This window comes from Rugosimonospora africana (genome assembly GCF_016862975.1).
GTDB classification, from domain to species: Bacteria; Actinomycetota; Actinomycetes; order Mycobacteriales; family Micromonosporaceae; genus Rugosimonospora; species Rugosimonospora africana.
Map to the genome: position 1 here is coordinate 23,046 of NZ_BONZ01000092.1, position 15,890 is coordinate 38,935.

A 15,890-nucleotide genomic window follows, 5' to 3' on the forward strand; every position below is an offset into this window, starting at 1 on the left:
TTACGACGCTGGTATGAGCCCCGATCGCCAGCCCACCGCCCTGGTTGTAGCCCTGGTGATCGCGCTCCTGGCCGGCCGCCCGGTACGGGTGGAAAGCCCCGCTCGGGCCCGGATGACCGGCCCCGGCCGGCTTCCCGTGAGTCCCGCTCAATATTCGGCGGTGCGCCGGGCGAGATAGCACGGTGCTCAGGGGGCATGATTGCCAGGGCCGGCGCACGCCCCCGACCTGACGTCTCGCCCCCCTTGGAGGTCACAGCAATGGCGGCACCCCTCCCGATGAGTCGGCGTGAGCTGCTTTCTCTCATGCCGTACGCGACCGCACTTGGCATCGTCCTGGAAGACGCGAGCCCGACGCTCACCCGTGGCAGCGTCGACTGGGCGCCCAACCGGTGCACCGTCGACTCTGCGATGCACGGCGGAGTGCTGATGTCGCTGGCGGATTCGATCGGGGCGGTGTGCGCCTACCTCAACGTGCCGGTCGGTGCGGGCACCTCCACGGTCGAGTCCAAGACCAACTTCTTCCGGGCATTGCGGGAAGGCAGGCTGCACGCCACCGCACGGCCGCTGCACGTCGGCCGCTCCTTCGTCGTCATCCAGACAGACCTGGCCGACGATCAGGGCCGGCCGGTCGGCCAGACGACGCAGACCCAGGCCGTCATCGCGCCGAAGCCGCCGCCGGCCTGAGCCGGTGCCGGCCGGTTCGGCTCGGCGCGTCCAGCCACGCGACGACCAGACCAGGCTCCGCGGAGGGTTTCGGCCGTAGCTGTCCGTGATCGTACTGACAGTTCGCGGCAGGCCGCGCAGGGTTCTCCCATCGACCCGATCCGGCCCGCGATCAGCGGCGGAGGCCATGATGGACCCTCTTGCGCAGCCGACACCCCCGCCATCCGAAACGACTGCGGCACAGCCGGAGCCGACCACGCCGGTCGGCCCGGCTGCCGACCCCGTGCCGGCTGCCGAGCCCGGTCCGGCGTCGCCGACCACTCAGGAACTGCGCCTGGCCGTCGTCCTGACCGGCGGGGTGAGCCTGGCGATCTGGATGGGCGGCGTCTGCCGCGAGATCGACCTGCTGAACCAGGCGAGTGACCCGGACGCCCGGGCCACGGACGGTCGGACCGGGAGCGACCGCCGGGTCTGCCAGCTGTACCGGCGCCTGTTGGACCTGCTCGACGTGCGGGTCAGCCTCGACGTGCTGTCCGGTACCAGTGCCGGTGGCATCAACGCGGCACTGCTGGGGATGGCGAACGCCCGGCGCCGGGACACCGGTGCCGTGCGGGACCTGTGGATGGACGCCGGGGCGTTCGATCAGCTGCTGCGCGACCCGCGCCGACCGGACCCGCCGTCGCTGCTGCGCGGCGACGACTTCCTGCTCGCCAAGCTGCGCGACGCGATCGGGACGATCGCCGCCGGCACCCCGCCGCCGGATCCCCGGCCCACCCACGTGTTCATCACGACCACGCTGCTGTCGGCCGAGATGAGCCGGTTCACCGACAACTACGGGACGCTCATCGTCGATGCCGATCACCACGGGCTGTTCCACTTCACCGAGGAGCTTCTGGCCGGCGCGGCGCCCGACTTCCTGGCGTCCCGGCTCGCGCTGGCCGCCCGCAGCAGCGCGTCGTTCCCCGGCGCCTTCGAGCCGGCTTTCCTGCCGTACAAGTCCGAGACGGACACCGCGCACCCGGACATGTCCGCGTACCTGAACGCCAGCGCGCCGCACTGGGCCTCGGACGGCGGCCTGCTGGTGAACCGGCCGATCGCACCCCTCCTCCAGGAGATCTTCGAGCGTGCGGCCAGCGGCCAGGTACGGCGTGTCCTGCTCTACATCGTGCCGTCCTCCCGACCGGTGCAGGCCCCCGAGCCCGACCGGTTCGACAAGCCGCCGAGTCTCGGCGAGGCGCTGATGCGGGATCTGAGCGCGACCCTCAACCAGTCGATCGCCGCGGACCTCGCCGCGATCCGCGACCACAACGACCGGGTCACCGCGGTCGCCGAGACCCGGCTGCGGCTGGCCGCGTTGGGCGTGCGGCTCGACCGTGCGGAACGGGACTCCGGGTCGGTCGGCCTGACCGTGCTCATCGACGCGCCCGCCTGGCGCGACTACCGGCAGCGCCAGGCGGAGTGGCTCGTCCGCCCGCTCACCGCCGCGGTGATGCGCCAGGTCTCGGCGGACCCGGCGCTGCGCGATCGCTGGCTGGACAGCCTGGGCCCCGGCTCGGACGGCGAGCACCGGCTGCGGACCGCCGCCGGGGCCTCGGTGGTACGCAACTGGCCGGCGCAGCCGCCGACCTCGGTGCGCGCGGTGGTCGGCGTCGCGGCGTCCCTCGGGCGCCCGGCCCTGGACGCGGCCAAGGCCACGATCCTGGACATCCTGGTGTCCGGGTACGTGCTGACCGACGACCCCGACGCCCGGGCGAAGCTCGCCGCGTGTGGCGCGCGGATCCACGGCGCCTCCACCGCCTGGCACGACGAGGACCTGCAGACCTTCGTCGCGAAGCGGCTCGGTGCGGCACCGGCGGGGGAGACGCTGGACCAGGCTGTCGTGCGGCTGGCCGGCGAGTTCGTCGGGCAGGCCGGGCCAACAGCCGGTGCGGCCGCCGACCCCGCCGTCGACGGGGACGTCGGCGCGACCATCGAGTCGTACCTGACCGCGTGGCGCACCCTCGCCGACGCCCTGATCGACGTCCGCGACCTGTTGCGCCGGCTCGCCGGCGACGTGCCGACCGGGCGGCCGACCGGCGACGAGGAACTGGCCGACGCCCCGGTACGGCTGTCGCTGCTCCAGCGCCGGTCCGAGGCCGCGTACCGGGTGAACACGTACCTCGATTTCCTGCTCGCCCGCGACGTGCCGCGGACCGTGGCCCGCCTGCTCGACCTGCACATCGCCGAGCGGTCGGTACTGCCGGTCGGCGTCGACGTGCAGCAGCGGGTGGAACTGGTCCAGGTCAGCGCCGACACGCGCACCCTGCTCGACCCGGGGCGCTCGACCGCCGAGGACAAGCTCACCGGCATGCAGCTGCACCACTTCGGCGCGTTCTACAAGGGTTCCTGGCGGGCCAACGACTGGATGTGGGGCCGGCTCGACGGCGCCGGCTGGCTGGTGCACCTCCTGCTCGACCCGCGGCGCATCCTGTCCGTCCTGGAGACCGCCGGCATCGACGGGACGGACCGGGCCGGCTGGTTCCTGGGACGCATCGAGGAGATCGCCGGGCCGGCGCCCGAGACGTGCCCGGACGGGTCCTTGCCGACGCGCGGCGAACTGCTCGCCGAGCTGGCGTTCCTCAGCTCCGACGCGGTACCCCTGCCGGCCAGCCTCCCCAGGTTGTCGCTGTGGGTGGCACGATCCGCCCAGCAAGCCATCGCCGCCGAGGAACTGGGTACGGTGGCGCGGCAGGTACGCGCCGGAACCGACGGCGCGCCGAGCCGGCTCGAACAGGAGTGGCTCGCCAGCTACGACGCCGCCCCACCCGGCGATCCCGCCGCGATGGCAGCGCTGCTGAGCACGTGCCCGGTGCCAGCGCAGCGCCTGACCGACCGGGATCAGACCGAGTCGCCGCTGTTCATCCGCACGCTCACCCAGGCGGTGGCGGTCACCACCGCGGCCGCCACGGCGCTGACCAGCCCACCGGCGTTCCTGCGCCCGACGTTCGCGACCGCGCGCTCGATCACCCGTACCGCGTACGTCGCCACCGACCGCATGCACGGCTCCCGATCCGGGGTCCTCACGGCGGCGCTCGGGATGATGGCGTTCGGTGTCCTGGCCATGCTCACCCACAACGTCGTGCTCGGCCTGTCGGGTCTGGGGCTGGTCGGCGCCGGAGCGGTGATGCTCGCGGTCGCGCTGTGGCGGGCCACCCCGACGATCCTGGCTTCTCTGGTCGCCGTCGCCCTGGTCCTCATCGCCGCGGCACCCTGGCTGCCCTGGGCCGACGAGCGGCTGTTCGGGTGGCTGCAGAGGTCCGCCGTGCCCTGGATGCGGGAGCAACGGTGGGCGTGGAGCGTGTTGTTCCTCCTCGTGCTCCTGCCGCCGCTGGAGGCGCTGGTCCGGCTGTTCGGGAGGGCCGTCGACCGGGTCCGTGAGCTGCGCCTGATCCGGGCGCTGCTGCGGGCCGCGAGGCTGGACTCCGGCGCGCCGGTACCCGCGGCCCCGGTACCCGCCCCGGCCGTACCCCGCCAGCAGGACGCGGCCGGTTCGGTCACGTCGGGTACAGGCCACCGTCCACAGTGACCACCTTGTTCGTCAGGTACCCGTTGGTGAGCATCGCCATCGCCAGGTCCGCCACGTCCTCGGTGCGCCCCAGCCGGCCCACGGGCACCGGCATCGGCATCTCGCCCGGGGCGGCCGGGAAGAACCCGGTACCGGTGATCAGCGCCGGGGCGATGGTGTTGACGGTGACGCCGTGGCCGGCGACCCGGCCGGCCAGGTGGTGCATGAGTCCGTGCAGTCCGGCTTTGCTCGCCGCGTAGTGCGGCCCGACGATGCCGCCGTTGAGCGCGGCGATCGACGAGACGTACAGCACCCGGCCGAAGCCCCGGCTCACCATGCCGGGCAGCGCCGCCCGGGTCAGCAGCCACGGGGCCCGCAGGTTCACCGCCATCGTGCTGTCCCAGGTGGCCACGTCCAGAGCGTCGTCGTCCCAGGACAGCTGCCGGCCCGTACCGGCATTGGCGATCAGGATGTCGAGCGGGCCGAGCCGCGTACCGACCTGGTCCACCAGGTCCGTCGCGATCCGTGGGTCGGTGAGGTCGGCGGCCAGCACGGCGGCACGCCGTCCCAGCGCGCGGGCCTGCTCGGCGACGCCCTCGGCCGCCTGCCGGTGCCCGCTGTAGGTCAGTGCGAGATCGGCGCCGGCCGCGGCGAGCCGGAGCGCGAGTGCCCCGCCGATGCCGCCCGACGCGCCGGTCACGAGCGCGATGCGCCCACTCATCGGTCCCTGCTCCGGCTGGCTCATCGTCCCCTCCGATCGGCGGCGTGCGTCAACCGTCGGGTATGCCCAACGATCGAGCCGCGAAACCGCGATCGTGGCAGGAGCGCCGGCGCTCAGCCGGCGACCGGCGCGTGGTCGCGCAGCGCCTTGTCCATCGCGTCGCGTACCTGCGAGCCGGGCGCGCCGACCATGCCCGTACCGTGCGCCGTCGTCGGAGCGATCAGGATGGTGCGCCCGGTGGAGGCGGGTGTCGCGTCGTACAGCGCCTGCGTCTGGCCGGTGAAGTCGGTGTCGCCCTGGCCGACCGCGTACAGCACCGGCACGGTGAGCTTGCCGGCGGCGGTCAGCGCGTCCACGCCCTGGTAGAACTTCGGTGCGGAGAGGCTGATCGCCACGGCCGGCGGCGGCGAGAGCTCGGTGGCCGCCGCCACGGTGGCCGTGCCGCCCATGGACGCGCCGACCAGGGCGATCGTCTCGACGCCGTGCCCGCGCAGGTATCCGGCGGCGGCGACCACGTCGCCGTCCAGCGAGCTGTCGTCCGTGCCGGCGCTGGACGTGCCGTACCCGTGGAAGTAGAAGACCATCGCCCGGTATCCGCCCTTGGCCAACTGCAGCGCGTACGCGAGCCAGCCGCACACGTCCCCGTCGGACATGTGGGCCAGCACCACGCCGGTCTTGCCGGTGCCCAGCGTCACGGCGGTGAGCGACGCACCGTGCCCGTCGGCGAAGTGCACCTGGGTGCCGCCCGCCACGAGGTCGGGGCAGTCCTCGCCGACGAGCAGCTCGGCCGGCGTCGCCGCCGGGGAGGGAGCGCTGGAGCAGCCGGCGAACGCGATCATCGCGAGTCCGGTGGCCAAAACTCGTGCGGTTCTCGACAGCCTCGGTCGCATCGCGATCCCTCCCCGGCAACTTCGTGGAAGCGCTCCCACGTCGGGCAGTATACGAGGCGTCACCGAGTGGTGCTGTCCCGTGAGATTTCGGCCGACCGATGTATGTGACGCCCGGCACCCGACCGGTCCCCGGCCCGACTGCCGGCCGTACTGTGGCCGGAGGGAAGAGGTCAGACCTCTGTCCTCGTGCCGTACGGGCGGCGAGGCGGGCTGGCCGACGCAGCGTGCTGTAAGGGGAGTTTCCTTGTTGCAAGAAGCGGCGCCGCGCTACCGCGGCCACACGTCGTACTCGTACCTGGAGCCGAACCTGGACTACCGGGTCTTCGAGCTGGCGCCCGAAGTGGGCCGCGTGCCCGACTACGACCTCGGCCTGACCGAAGCCCAGCGGCAGCGGGCCGGCCGGCTCCTCGCCGAGAACGTGGTGATCTCGCTGCACGAGCACCCGGTCGTCCTTCCTCAGGACGTCAGCGAGCTGCGCGCGTACAACCGCACCGCCCGCCAGCACACCGCGTACGCCGGGCTGGCCCGCTCCGGTCTCACCGCGGTGTTCGACAACTTCATGGCCGGCGCCTCGTGTGTCACCAGCGAGAACGGCTGGAAGTGGAACGACCTCATCTACGCGCTCGGGATGCGCCTGTCCGACGTGGCCAAGCAGGACTACATCGTGCACGCCACCTCGCTGGCCGACATCCACGCCGCCAAGCGTGCCGGGCAACTGGCCCTGGTCGCCGGCCTGGAGTGCAGCACCCCGATCGAGAACGAACTCGACCGCATCGACATCCTGTACGGCTTCGGCGTGCGCCAGCTCGGCATTGCGTACAGCCAGTCCAACATGCTCGGCGGCGGGCTGTCCGAGTACTCCGACGGTGGGCTGACCCACTTCGGCCGGCGGGCGGTGGACCGGATGAACCGGCTCGGCATCGCCATCGACATCTCGCACTCGGGCGACCGCACCAGCCTGGAGACCATCGAGGCGAGCCGGGTGCCGGTGTTCATTACGCACGCCGGCTCCCGGACCGTCTGGGACATCCCGCGGATGAAGCCGGACGAGGTGATCACGGCGTGCGCCGAGCGCGGGGGAGTGATCGGCATCGAGGCGGCCCCGCACACCACGCTGTCGGTCGCCCATCCGGAGCACTCACTGGAATCGGTGATGGACCACTTCGTGTACTGCGCCGAGCTGGTCGGGATCGACCACGTGACGTTCGGGCCGGACACGATGTTCGGGGATCACGTCGGGGTGCACCAGACCTACGCCAACAACTACGCCCATGACGCCCGTCCCGTGCCCGATCACCCTCGGGTACCGTACGTTGCCGGCATGGAGAATCCGGCCGAGGCGTTCAACAGCGTGGTCGGCTGGCTGGTCAAGCACGACTACTCGGACGACGAGATCGCCAAGGTGATCGGCGGCAACGCGATCCGGGTGCTCGAACAGGTCTGGTGAGGACGGATGGCTCGGCGGGAGACGGCTCAGGACGCCGCGCAGGCGAAGCTGCGTGAGCTCATCAGCGCCGAACTCCGGCCGGGCGACCGCCTGCCCAACGAGCGGGAGCTGGCCACCCGGCTCGCGGTGAGCCGGGCGACCATGCGCGAGGCGATCGGCCAGCTCGTCGCGGCCGGCGTGGTCTCGCGTACCTGGGGTGTGGGCACGTTCGTCCTCCAGCCGCCGGTTGGGGTGCCGGTGTCGCTGGGCGACGTGATCGCGCTACGTGACAAGATCAGCGCGGCCGGGCACCGGCCGGACCTGCACGACGCGTCGGTCCGGCGGGTGCCCTGCCCGGCGGACTGCGCCGAGGCGCTGCACTGCGCGCCGGATTCCACGGTATGGCGGGTGGACCGGCTCTTCGCGGTCGACGGCGTACCGGCGGCGTGGATCCGCGACCACCTGCCGCTGGCGGTGTCCGGTCACGAACTCGACCCGTCCGCGTTGGTCAGCATCGACCTGGACCTGCTGGAGTTCCTCGCCCGCGCGACCGGCATGCCGGTCCGGCGCACCGACATCGAGATGGCCGCGGTTCTGGCCGAGGGCGACGCGGTCGACCGCCTCGCGGTGGCCGCCGGGCACCCACTGATCAGCGCGGTCCAGCTCGGGTTCGGCTCGGAGAACGTGCCACTGTTCCACGGCCACATCCTGGTTCGCAGCGACGTCCTGACCCTGCGGATCACCAGGCACGGTTGACCGTCCACACGCGACTGTCCACATCGAACTGTCCACGTCGCGCCGAACCGTCCACGCCATGCCAAACCAGCCGTGCCACGCCAAACCGTCCACGGCCGACCGTCACGCTGTCCACATCGACGCCGACTGTCCACATAGACCGTCCGAGATGGACGATCGGGTGGGATGCGGTCGCCGCTACCGAAATGACCGGCTCACCGGGCCGGTCCCGCGCGGTGTGTGCTCCACCAGGGTCATGCGTGTCCTCCTGTGGGCCGGCTGCGCCGCGGGGCTGTCTCTCCTGGTCCGGCGGCGCGGAGAGGTCCGACCGGTCTGGGTGCGACCCAGGCCGGTCGTCGTGGCTGGAGTGCTTATCGTCGGGGCGTACGAGAATGAAACGGGGTTTGTCCGATGACTTGGGTGATCATGGTCACCACTCCCGTGACAGGGGCCTTTAGCAGGGATTTTCGTGTACGCCATCGGCCGGCTACGCCTCGTTCTTCGTCGATGAACTGGGCGAACGCCCGGCCCCACGGTGGCCCGATTTTCACCCGAACACGAAGTAGTGACGAGAACGGCCGTCGCGGGTAGGGTGTGCCTTCGTGTCGGCGTCGGTAGGCGCGGCAACCGCTGGCGCACCCATTGGGCTGTAGCGATTGGACGACGATGAGGCCGAACTCCACCGACCGCGTGAGTCCACCTACGGATGCTTGATGGCCAGCAACACCCATCGACTACCATGAATCGGGGCGTCGTGACCAAGCACCAGTCTGATTCCGATGGCCGCCATCAAACCACCGAGCCTGCGCCGGCAGGCGGTCGGCAGAAAACCATCCGTCGGCGGGTCATCCAGCTTGTGCTTATCCCCAGTGCCGCCGCGGTGGTGCTGTGGTTGGTCGCGTCCGGCTATCTGGTCTCCACCGGCTTCTACGACCGTGAGGTCGCCAGCACCGTCCGGCAGGTGTCGATTCCCGCGGTGACCGGTCTCTCCTCTATCCAGCAGGAGCGGAGTCTGAGCATCGCCTACCTGGCGCACCCGTCCAGCGGCCTGCAGGACCTCATCGACCAGCGGCGACAGACCGACGAGCGACTGGCCACCCTGCGTTCGGTGGCCAACTCGGCACTGACTTTCGCGCCCGCCTCCATCAAGACCCGGTGGAAGGCGCTCAGCGACAACCTGGACCAGCTTCAGGGGGTCCGGAGCACGATCGACGCCGGCACGGCCAACCGGAAGCACGTCTACGACTTCTTCAACGGGCTCCTCGACTCGGCGACAGACCTGTTCGACACGCAGGCCCGGGTGGTACCCGACGTCACCGCGAGCCAGGGCGGTATCGCGGCCACCGAGACGTTCCACGCGAGCGACCTGATGTCGCGAGCGGGCTCGACCATCACCGGCGCGTTCGGCTCCCACGCACTCAGCGAAGACGACTACCTCCAGTTCGTCGGTCTGGTGGGCGCGTACCACGCGCAGCTGAACGACCTGGCCGCGCATTTGCGGCCCGAGGTGCGGGCGCAGTACGAGCAACTCACCTCGGGGAGCGCCTGGCAACAGCTGATCGCCGCGGAAGACACGCTGATCAACACCGGCCGGTGGTCCGACGGCGTGCCGCACAGCCTGGCCGCCACCGCGGCGAGTTGGGGCGCCCTGACCACCCAGGTCTCCGACGCCCTCATCAACCTCACCATCGCGCAGGCCGACGAGGTGTCGTCGCGGGCGCTGCACACCGGTAACGTCCAGCTCCTGACCGCGGTACTGGGCAGTGTCCTGGCCCTGCTCATCGCGGCCGGCGCCATCTGGTGGGCGGTCCGCCAGTCCGACCAGCTGGTGGGCAAGGCTCTGGTCGTCCGGCTGGGCCGCCTCGGCGAGGACGCCGCGATGGCGGTGGAGCAGCGGCTGCCGGAGATGATGGATCGACTGCGCCGGCAGGAAGATGTCGACCCCGCGGTCGAGCTGCCCGGCCGGGACTACGGCGGCGATGAGATCGGGCAGCTCGCCGAGGCGCTGAACAACTCACTGCAGGTCGCGGTCGGCGCCGTCATCGAGGAGGCGAAGACCCGGACCGCGAGTATGGCCATGCTCGAGGGTGTCGCCCGTCGCCCGCAGGGCCCGCTGCAGCAGAGCCTGCAGGTCATCGAGCGGCTGCAGAAGCGGTTCGACGACCAGAAGGGTGAAGTGCTGGGCGAGCTGTTCGACGTCAACCACAAGCTCGCGCAGACCCGGCGATTCCTTGAGAACCTCATCATCCTGGCCGGTGGCCAGACCGGGCGCCGGTTCGCCAAGCCGGTTCCGGTGCGCTCGGTGCTGCTCGCGGCGCAGGCGGAAACGCTGCACTACCAGCGGATCAAGATCCGGTACAGTGACGAGATCGCGTTGGCCGGCCATGCGGTCGCCGGAACCACGCACCTCCTCGCCGAGCTGCTCGACAACGCCCTGACGTTCTCGCGGCCGCCGACCGAGGTTCTGGTCACGTGCCGCTCGATGGGAACGCACCGGGGCGCGGTGATCGAGATCGAGGACGCCGGCGTCGGCATGCCGCTGGACGACCTGGAGCGCGCGAACCTGTTGCTGGCCAACGCCCCGACGCCCGACCTGAACACCATCAAGGATGGTAAGCAGGTCGGTCTGTGGGTCGTGGCGGAGCTGGCGAAGCGCGACAAAGTCCAGGTGACGCTGCGCACCTCGGCATACGGCGGGTTGTTGGCGGTCGTACTGCTGCCGGATCGCCTCATCGCCGATCCTCAGATGTCCACAACGGACACAGCGGCGGCGCCGCTGACCGTACCGGCCGGCATCCACCCGGCCATGCCCAGCCAGAGCACCCCCGCGTTCGCGATGGCCACGTCCACGTACGACGACGCCCGGCACGCGTCGACATACGACGACGCCCGGCACGCGTCAACCTATGACGACGCGAGCCACACATCGACGTACGACGACACTCGGCAGCCGCCCGGCCAGGCCGCGGCGACGACGATGGCGACGGACGCGTACGCCGTGACTCGACCGACAGCCAGCGCCCCCACCGGCGGACAGCTGCGCACGGAGCATCCGGAAAGCATGGTGAACGATCGACAGTCAGGCAACATCGCTGCGGACCCGAGCGCCGCGGACCCTTCGAATTCCTGGGTCGGCAGCGCGAGCGTGCCCAGCAAGCCCCGGCCGAGTCGGCCGCCGTTGCCGGAGCGCAAGCCGCAGCGGCACCTCGCGCCCCAGTTGCGCGGCGGTGACACCAGCGTGCCATCCGAGCCCGCCGAGCCGACCAGATCGCCCGAGGAGAACCGGGACCGGTTCGCCCGGTACCAACGGGGCCGGCAGGCTGGCCGCACCGACAACACCGCTGAAACGCCCACGAGCAACGACTACGACTGGAACCCGTGATGGATCTGATGCCACACAGTGATCGTGATGTTCTTACGTCGATGCTGGATGACCTCGCGGCGGTTCCAAGCGTGATCTACGCCGCTGTCCTCTCGACCGACGGACTGCTGCTGCAGAAGTCCTCGAAGTTGACCCGTGACGACGCCGACCGGCTGAGCGCCAGCGCATCCGGCATGTACAGCCTCGCCCTCGCGGCCGGGCGCGATTTCGGCAGCGGGCCGGTCCAGCACATCATGATTGAGTTCCTCAACCGGACTCTGTTCGTCGCCGCAGCCGGGCGCAACGGCCGGTTGGCCGTCCTGTGCGACGTCGAGGTGGAGCTGGGCACGGTCGCGTACGAGATCGGCCGGCTGGTGGACAGGTTGAGACCACACCTCGGCGCGGAAGCGCGTAGCGGCGTACCCACACCGAATGGCCCCTGAGGTTGCCGCCGATGAGTCGCGACATCTGGAACGGCGCCGACCAGGGGGACGGGGTACCTCTCGTGCCTCTCTACGTCCTGGTCAATGGGCGTACGAGTCCACGCACCGCCGGTCTGGATCTCGCGACTCAGGTCATCGCCCTCAAAGCTGACACGGGCGGCTTGGAGCCGGAGTACGACGCAATCGTCAAGCGTTGCCAGACGTGGATATCCATCGCAGAGATATCCTCCTATCTGAAGTACCCGCTCACCTTGACGAGAATTCTGGTCGACGTTCTCCTTGAGCGGCAATTCCTCGCTGTCGGATCGCCCGCCCAGGAGACCATCGTGGATCGCGGAATCCTGGAGAAGATTCTCGTCCGCCTGAAGAGTCTGTAGACAACGTAGAGGGACTGATAGTTGTGGCTCGTAAATCGGTCAAGCTCATTGTGGCGGGCGGGTTTGGCACCGGAAAGACGACGTTCGTCGGATCGGTCAGCGAGATTTCTCCGCTGACCACCGAGGAGAACATCACCGAGGCTAGCGTCGGCGTGGACGACATCCGTGGTATCGAGGGCAAACGCAGCACCACGGTCGCGCTGGACTTCGGGCGCATCACCATCACCGATGACATAGTGCTGTATCTGTTCGGCACGCCGGGGCAGGACCGCTTCTGGTTCATGTGGGACGAACTCTCGCAGGGCGCTATCGGTGCGGTCGTCCTGGTCGACACCAGGCGACTGGATGCGAGTTTCCCGGCAATCGACTATTTCGAACAGCGCCAGATACCGTTTGTCGCCGCCGTGAACAAGTTCTACGGGGAATGCCCGTACGACGAAGACGAGATCCGGAACGCGCTGAAGCTTCGCCAGGACGCCCCGTTGATGTGGTGCGACGCCCGGGACCGGGACTCCAGCGCGGTCACGCTGATCAGGCTGGTGGAGCACGCGATGGCTCAATTACCGGTCGAGACCTGGTCGACCGTGTAGGGGGGAGGCCGGTCGTGTGGCGCGGGAATCCCATGAAGTGGCCTGGTACTTGGGCTGATCTTGCGGCCCGTGCGCATCTCCCCAAATTGGACAATGACGGCGAAAGCCTCCACCGATTGTCTGGCGATGTGCGAATAACGCCCCTGCGTAGCGGCCGTTTTGGCCTCGCCGGGGCGGGGCTGCCTCGGCTCGACTGAACCGACCTTGGGCCATTTCAAGATCGTTACGACAGGTGACCGATCTTGACGGACGCGTTACGATCACGTCCGGCACGAGCGGGAGTTCCCACCGTGAGTGGAGCAGAGAATGGATGAGCTGTCCCTGCTTGAGCGTCTGGATCTTCAGTTAAAGGGCCTATGTGAAATCGTCGGGGCAGATCCGCGACCAGCCGGAGAACTGCTGACTGAGCTTCTTGGACCGGCCGGCTCACGTCCATTGTCGGAGCCTCCTGCGTGGCCCTCCGGCATCGCTGACGACCACACTCCGATCGAGTATTCGGTCGCCTTCAATGAGAGTGAGCCGGACCGCCTCACTCTCCGCATTCTCGGCGAGGCACTGGACACGGTACCGAGTGCGACGACGAATATGTCCGCCGCACGCCGGTTCATTCAAGCGCAGGCCGGCCGGTTCGGCCTCGCGGTCTCCCGGTTCGACCAGGTGAACGAGTTGTTTGCCACCGACGACCCGCGCGGTGACTTCGGACTCTGGCACTCGATGGTGTTCCGTCCGGGACGGCGGCCCGAGTTCAAGGTGTATTTCAATCCCGAGGTCAAGGGCGTTCACCGGGCTCCGGGCCTGGTGGCCGAGGCGCTGAGACGGCTCGGTCTGGAGAAGTCGTACGACACGGCACTGGAATACGCCATCCGCCCGGGCGAACTGGGGCGGGACGACCGGCTGACGTTCTTCGCGGTGGACCTCCACGACCAGCCGCACGCGCGGGTCAAGCTCTACCTCAGTCACTACAACGCTCAGGCCCGGGACGTGGTCCGCGCGGCCCGGGCTGTCGCCGGCATCGAGGCGGACGAGATCGCCGAATTCTGCGCGCTGGCCGGCGGCGGGACGGTCACCTTCGCCGGCCGGCCGCTGGTGGGCAGCTACACCTTCCTGTCCGGCCAGGACCGGCCGGTCGGGTACAGCGTCTACGTCCCGATCCGCAGCTACGTCCGCGACGACGAGCAGGCTTACCGCCGGGTCACCGGGCTGCTGGAACGGTACGGGTTCGACAGCGGCCAGCTCGACCGGGCGATCGACGCGGTGGCACGCAGGCCGCTGCGTGACGGCGTCGGGCTCATCGCGCACGTCTCACTTCGACTGGGACCACCCCGACCGGGCGTGACCGTGTACCTGTCCGCCGAGGCGTACCGGGTCGATCCGCCACGCCCGCTACTCCCTTCCCTCGCCGGAGAACACCCCGAACTCCGGATGGCTGCGGTGCGGCCGGATCCCACCATCGCAAGGAGTGAGTGATGCCAGTAGAGCCGGGCAGGATGCTGCCGCCGTACCGGATCAAGGTTGTCGAGCCGATCGCGTTCCTCAGCGCCGAGCAGCGGCGTATGGCCATCGCTTCGGCCGGATACAACCCGTTCAACCTCCGGGCCGACCAGATCACCATCGACCTGCTGTCCGACTCGGGCACCGGCGCCACCTCCGACGCGCAGGAGGCCGTGGCCGCCCTCGGCGACGAGTCCTACGCCGGCGCGCGCTCCTGGTTCCGGTTCCGCGACCAGGTCGGCAGCCTCACCGGGTACCCGTTCATCCTTCCGGTGCACCAGGGCAGGGCCGGCGAGCGGGTGCTGTTCTCCAACCTCCTGAAGCCCGGCCAGATCTGCGTGAGCAACACGCACTTCGACACCACGCACGCCAACGTCGAGCTGGTCGGCGCGCGGCCGGTCGACCTGCCGTGCGCCGAGGCGGCCGATCTGGACAGCAGCGAGCCGTTCAAGGGCAACATCGACCTCGACGCCCTGGAACACCTGCTGGACGGTCCGGACGGCGGCAAGGTCGGGCTGGTCCTGATGACCATCACCAACAACGGCCTCGGCGCGCAGCCGGTGTCCATGGCCAACCTGAAGGCGACCAGCGAGCTGTGCCGTCGCCACCGGATCCCGTTCTTTCTCGACGCGGCCCGGTTCGCCGAGAACGCGTGGCTGGTGCACGAGCGCGAACCGGCCTACCGGGACATGGCTCCACGGCAGATCGCGACCACGGCGTTCGGGTACGCCGACGGGTGCGTGGTGAGCCTGAAGAAGGACGGGTTGTCGGCGGTCGGCGGGTTCATCGGCCTGCGCGACGAGCAACTGCACGCCGCGTGCGAGGCCAACCTGATCGCCACGGAGGGCTTCTCCACGTACGGCGGCCTGGCCGGCCACGACCTGGAACGGTTGGCCCAGGGGCTGCGTGAGGTGGTCGATCCCTGGTATTTGCAGGCGCGCGCCGCTTCCACGGCACGGATGGCGCAGCTGATAAACGACGCCGGGGTGGACACGGTCCAGCCGGCCGGCATCCACGCCCTCTACCTCAACGCCGGCAGGCTCCTGCCACACCTGTCGCCGGCTCAGTTCCCCGGCCACGCTCTGGGCTGCCAGCTGTACCTCGACGGCGGCATCCGCTGCGCGGAACTCGGATCGCTGTACCTGGGCGCGATGGACGAGAACCACCAACTGGTCACGCCGGCGCCGTTCGAACTGGTCCGGCTGGCGATTCCTCGGCGGGTCTACACGGACACCCATCTGGAGTACGTCGCGGCGATCCTCGCCGACATCGCGAAGGACCCGGAGCGGGTCAGCGGGTACCGGATCGTCTCGGCGCCGCCGATCCTGCGTCACTTCAAGGTGCGCCTGGAACCGTTGACCTGACACGATGTGTGCGGCCGAACGCGCTTCGAATTCGAACTGCCTGTCGTGTAACGCGGGGCCGGGCTTCCGCGATGCATGAGGTGATGTTCGATGGATTCCAGCACGTGCGAGTGGACCGGCGGCGAGGTTGTGCGTTCGCCGATCCATCCGCACAGGCAAGCGTCTGCCTGCTAGGCACGCGGGCAGTCGACGTCCGGCCGACGCCCTAGTTGGGCGGGAGTCAGCAGCACGACGGACGTGGTGCCGGCGTCTGGCGGCAGGCCCGTGCCGCCAGACGCACCGCCG

13 protein-coding genes are annotated in these 15,890 nt (G+C 69.7%); 11 read left to right on the forward strand and 2 right to left on the reverse strand.

Annotation, left to right across the window (positions count from 1 at the left end):
- Window positions 1–13: 13 nt before the first annotated feature.
- The 3 genes from Raf01_RS41825 (at window position 14) to Raf01_RS41835 (ending at window position 4,228) form a co-directional block, all read left to right on the forward strand.
- A complete protein-coding gene (locus Raf01_RS41825; RefSeq protein ID WP_203923686.1) occupies window positions 14–178 on the forward strand; it encodes a hypothetical protein in 165 nt (54 codons plus the stop codon).
- 80 nt (window positions 179–258) lie between these two features.
- The gene (locus tag Raf01_RS41830; RefSeq protein ID WP_239134380.1) at window positions 259–684 is read left to right on the forward strand and encodes a PaaI family thioesterase; all 426 of its coding nucleotides are present in this window, start codon (window positions 259–261) and stop codon (window positions 682–684) included.
- Between the two features lie 169 nt (window positions 685–853).
- On the forward strand, window positions 854–4,228 hold the full coding sequence (locus tag Raf01_RS41835; protein WP_203923687.1) for a patatin-like protein: 3,375 nt from the start codon (window positions 854–856) through the stop codon (window positions 4,226–4,228).
- Here Raf01_RS41835 and Raf01_RS41840 read toward each other — a convergent pair.
- Together Raf01_RS41840 and Raf01_RS41845 are read right to left on the reverse strand one after the other, a co-directional pair.
- Entirely contained in the window at window positions 4,197–4,952 is a 756-nt protein-coding gene (locus Raf01_RS41840; RefSeq protein WP_239134381.1) for an SDR family NAD(P)-dependent oxidoreductase, read from the reverse strand. The two genes, Raf01_RS41835 and Raf01_RS41840, sit on opposite strands and share 32 nt — an antisense overlap.
- Window positions 4,953–5,041: 89 nt before the next feature.
- Window positions 5,042–5,767 (reverse strand): alpha/beta hydrolase family protein, encoded by a 726-nt coding sequence (locus Raf01_RS41845; RefSeq protein WP_203923688.1) that lies wholly within the window; start codon window positions 5,765–5,767, stop codon window positions 5,042–5,044.
- A gap of 295 nt (window positions 5,768–6,062) precedes the next feature.
- Between Raf01_RS41845 and Raf01_RS41850 the strand changes: the two genes are divergently transcribed.
- The 8 genes from Raf01_RS41850 to Raf01_RS41885 all read left to right on the forward strand — a co-directional run bounded on the left by Raf01_RS41850 (window position 6,063) and on the right by Raf01_RS41885 (window position 15,605).
- A complete protein-coding gene (locus Raf01_RS41850) occupies window positions 6,063–7,265 on the forward strand; it encodes a dipeptidase (RefSeq protein WP_203923689.1) in 1,203 nt (400 codons plus the stop codon).
- 6 nt (window positions 7,266–7,271) lie between these two features.
- Complete coding sequence (locus tag Raf01_RS41855) at window positions 7,272–8,000, forward strand: GntR family transcriptional regulator (protein ID WP_203923690.1); 729 nt, start codon at window positions 7,272–7,274, stop codon at window positions 7,998–8,000.
- Window positions 8,001–8,835: 835 nt separating this feature from the next.
- The gene (locus Raf01_RS41860) at window positions 8,836–11,361 is read left to right on the forward strand and encodes a sensor histidine kinase (protein ID WP_239134382.1); all 2,526 of its coding nucleotides are present in this window, start codon (window positions 8,836–8,838) and stop codon (window positions 11,359–11,361) included.
- A gap of 41 nt (window positions 11,362–11,402) precedes the next feature.
- A complete protein-coding gene (locus Raf01_RS41865) occupies window positions 11,403–11,783 on the forward strand; it encodes a roadblock/LC7 domain-containing protein (RefSeq protein ID WP_239134383.1) in 381 nt (126 codons plus the stop codon).
- A gap of 11 nt (window positions 11,784–11,794) precedes the next feature.
- Window positions 11,795–12,160: a DUF742 domain-containing protein gene (locus Raf01_RS41870; RefSeq protein ID WP_203923692.1), complete on the forward strand. Its 366-nt coding sequence runs from the start codon at window positions 11,795–11,797 to the stop codon at window positions 12,158–12,160.
- Window positions 12,161–12,177: 17 nt separating this feature from the next.
- On the forward strand, window positions 12,178–12,750 hold the full coding sequence (locus Raf01_RS41875) for a GTP-binding protein (protein ID WP_373319746.1): 573 nt from the start codon (window positions 12,178–12,180) through the stop codon (window positions 12,748–12,750).
- Window positions 12,751–13,056: 306 nt separating this feature from the next.
- Entirely contained in the window at window positions 13,057–14,217 is a 1,161-nt protein-coding gene (locus tag Raf01_RS41880) for a tryptophan dimethylallyltransferase family protein (RefSeq protein ID WP_203923693.1), read from the forward strand.
- Window positions 14,217–15,605 (forward strand): tryptophanase, encoded by a 1,389-nt coding sequence (locus Raf01_RS41885; RefSeq protein ID WP_203923694.1) that lies wholly within the window; start codon window positions 14,217–14,219, stop codon window positions 15,603–15,605. Before Raf01_RS41880 ends, Raf01_RS41885 begins: the two co-directional genes overlap by 1 nt.
- Window positions 15,606–15,890: the final 285 nt, after the last annotated feature.

Coding starts and splice junctions, on each gene's coding strand:
- Raf01_RS41845 (WP_203923688.1), bottom strand. CDS start 5,767: ATGATCGCGTTCGCCGGCTGCTCCAGCGCTCCCTCCCCGGCGGCGACG.
- Raf01_RS41865 (WP_239134383.1), top strand. CDS start 11,403: ATGCTGGATGACCTCGCGGCGGTTCCAAGCGTGATCTACGCCGCTGTC.
- Raf01_RS41870 (WP_203923692.1), top strand. CDS start 11,795: ATGAGTCGCGACATCTGGAACGGCGCCGACCAGGGGGACGGGGTACCT.
- Raf01_RS41885 (WP_203923694.1), top strand. CDS start 14,217: ATGCCAGTAGAGCCGGGCAGGATGCTGCCGCCGTACCGGATCAAGGTT.
- Raf01_RS41880 (WP_203923693.1), top strand. CDS start 13,057: ATGGATGAGCTGTCCCTGCTTGAGCGTCTGGATCTTCAGTTAAAGGGC.
- Raf01_RS41830 (WP_239134380.1), top strand. CDS start 259: ATGGCGGCACCCCTCCCGATGAGTCGGCGTGAGCTGCTTTCTCTCATG.
- Raf01_RS41855 (WP_203923690.1), top strand. CDS start 7,272: ATGGCTCGGCGGGAGACGGCTCAGGACGCCGCGCAGGCGAAGCTGCGT.
- Raf01_RS41825 (WP_203923686.1), top strand. CDS start 14: ATGAGCCCCGATCGCCAGCCCACCGCCCTGGTTGTAGCCCTGGTGATC.
- Raf01_RS41840 (WP_239134381.1), bottom strand. CDS start 4,952: ATGAGCCAGCCGGAGCAGGGACCGATGAGTGGGCGCATCGCGCTCGTG.
- Raf01_RS41835 (WP_203923687.1), top strand. CDS start 854: ATGGACCCTCTTGCGCAGCCGACACCCCCGCCATCCGAAACGACTGCG.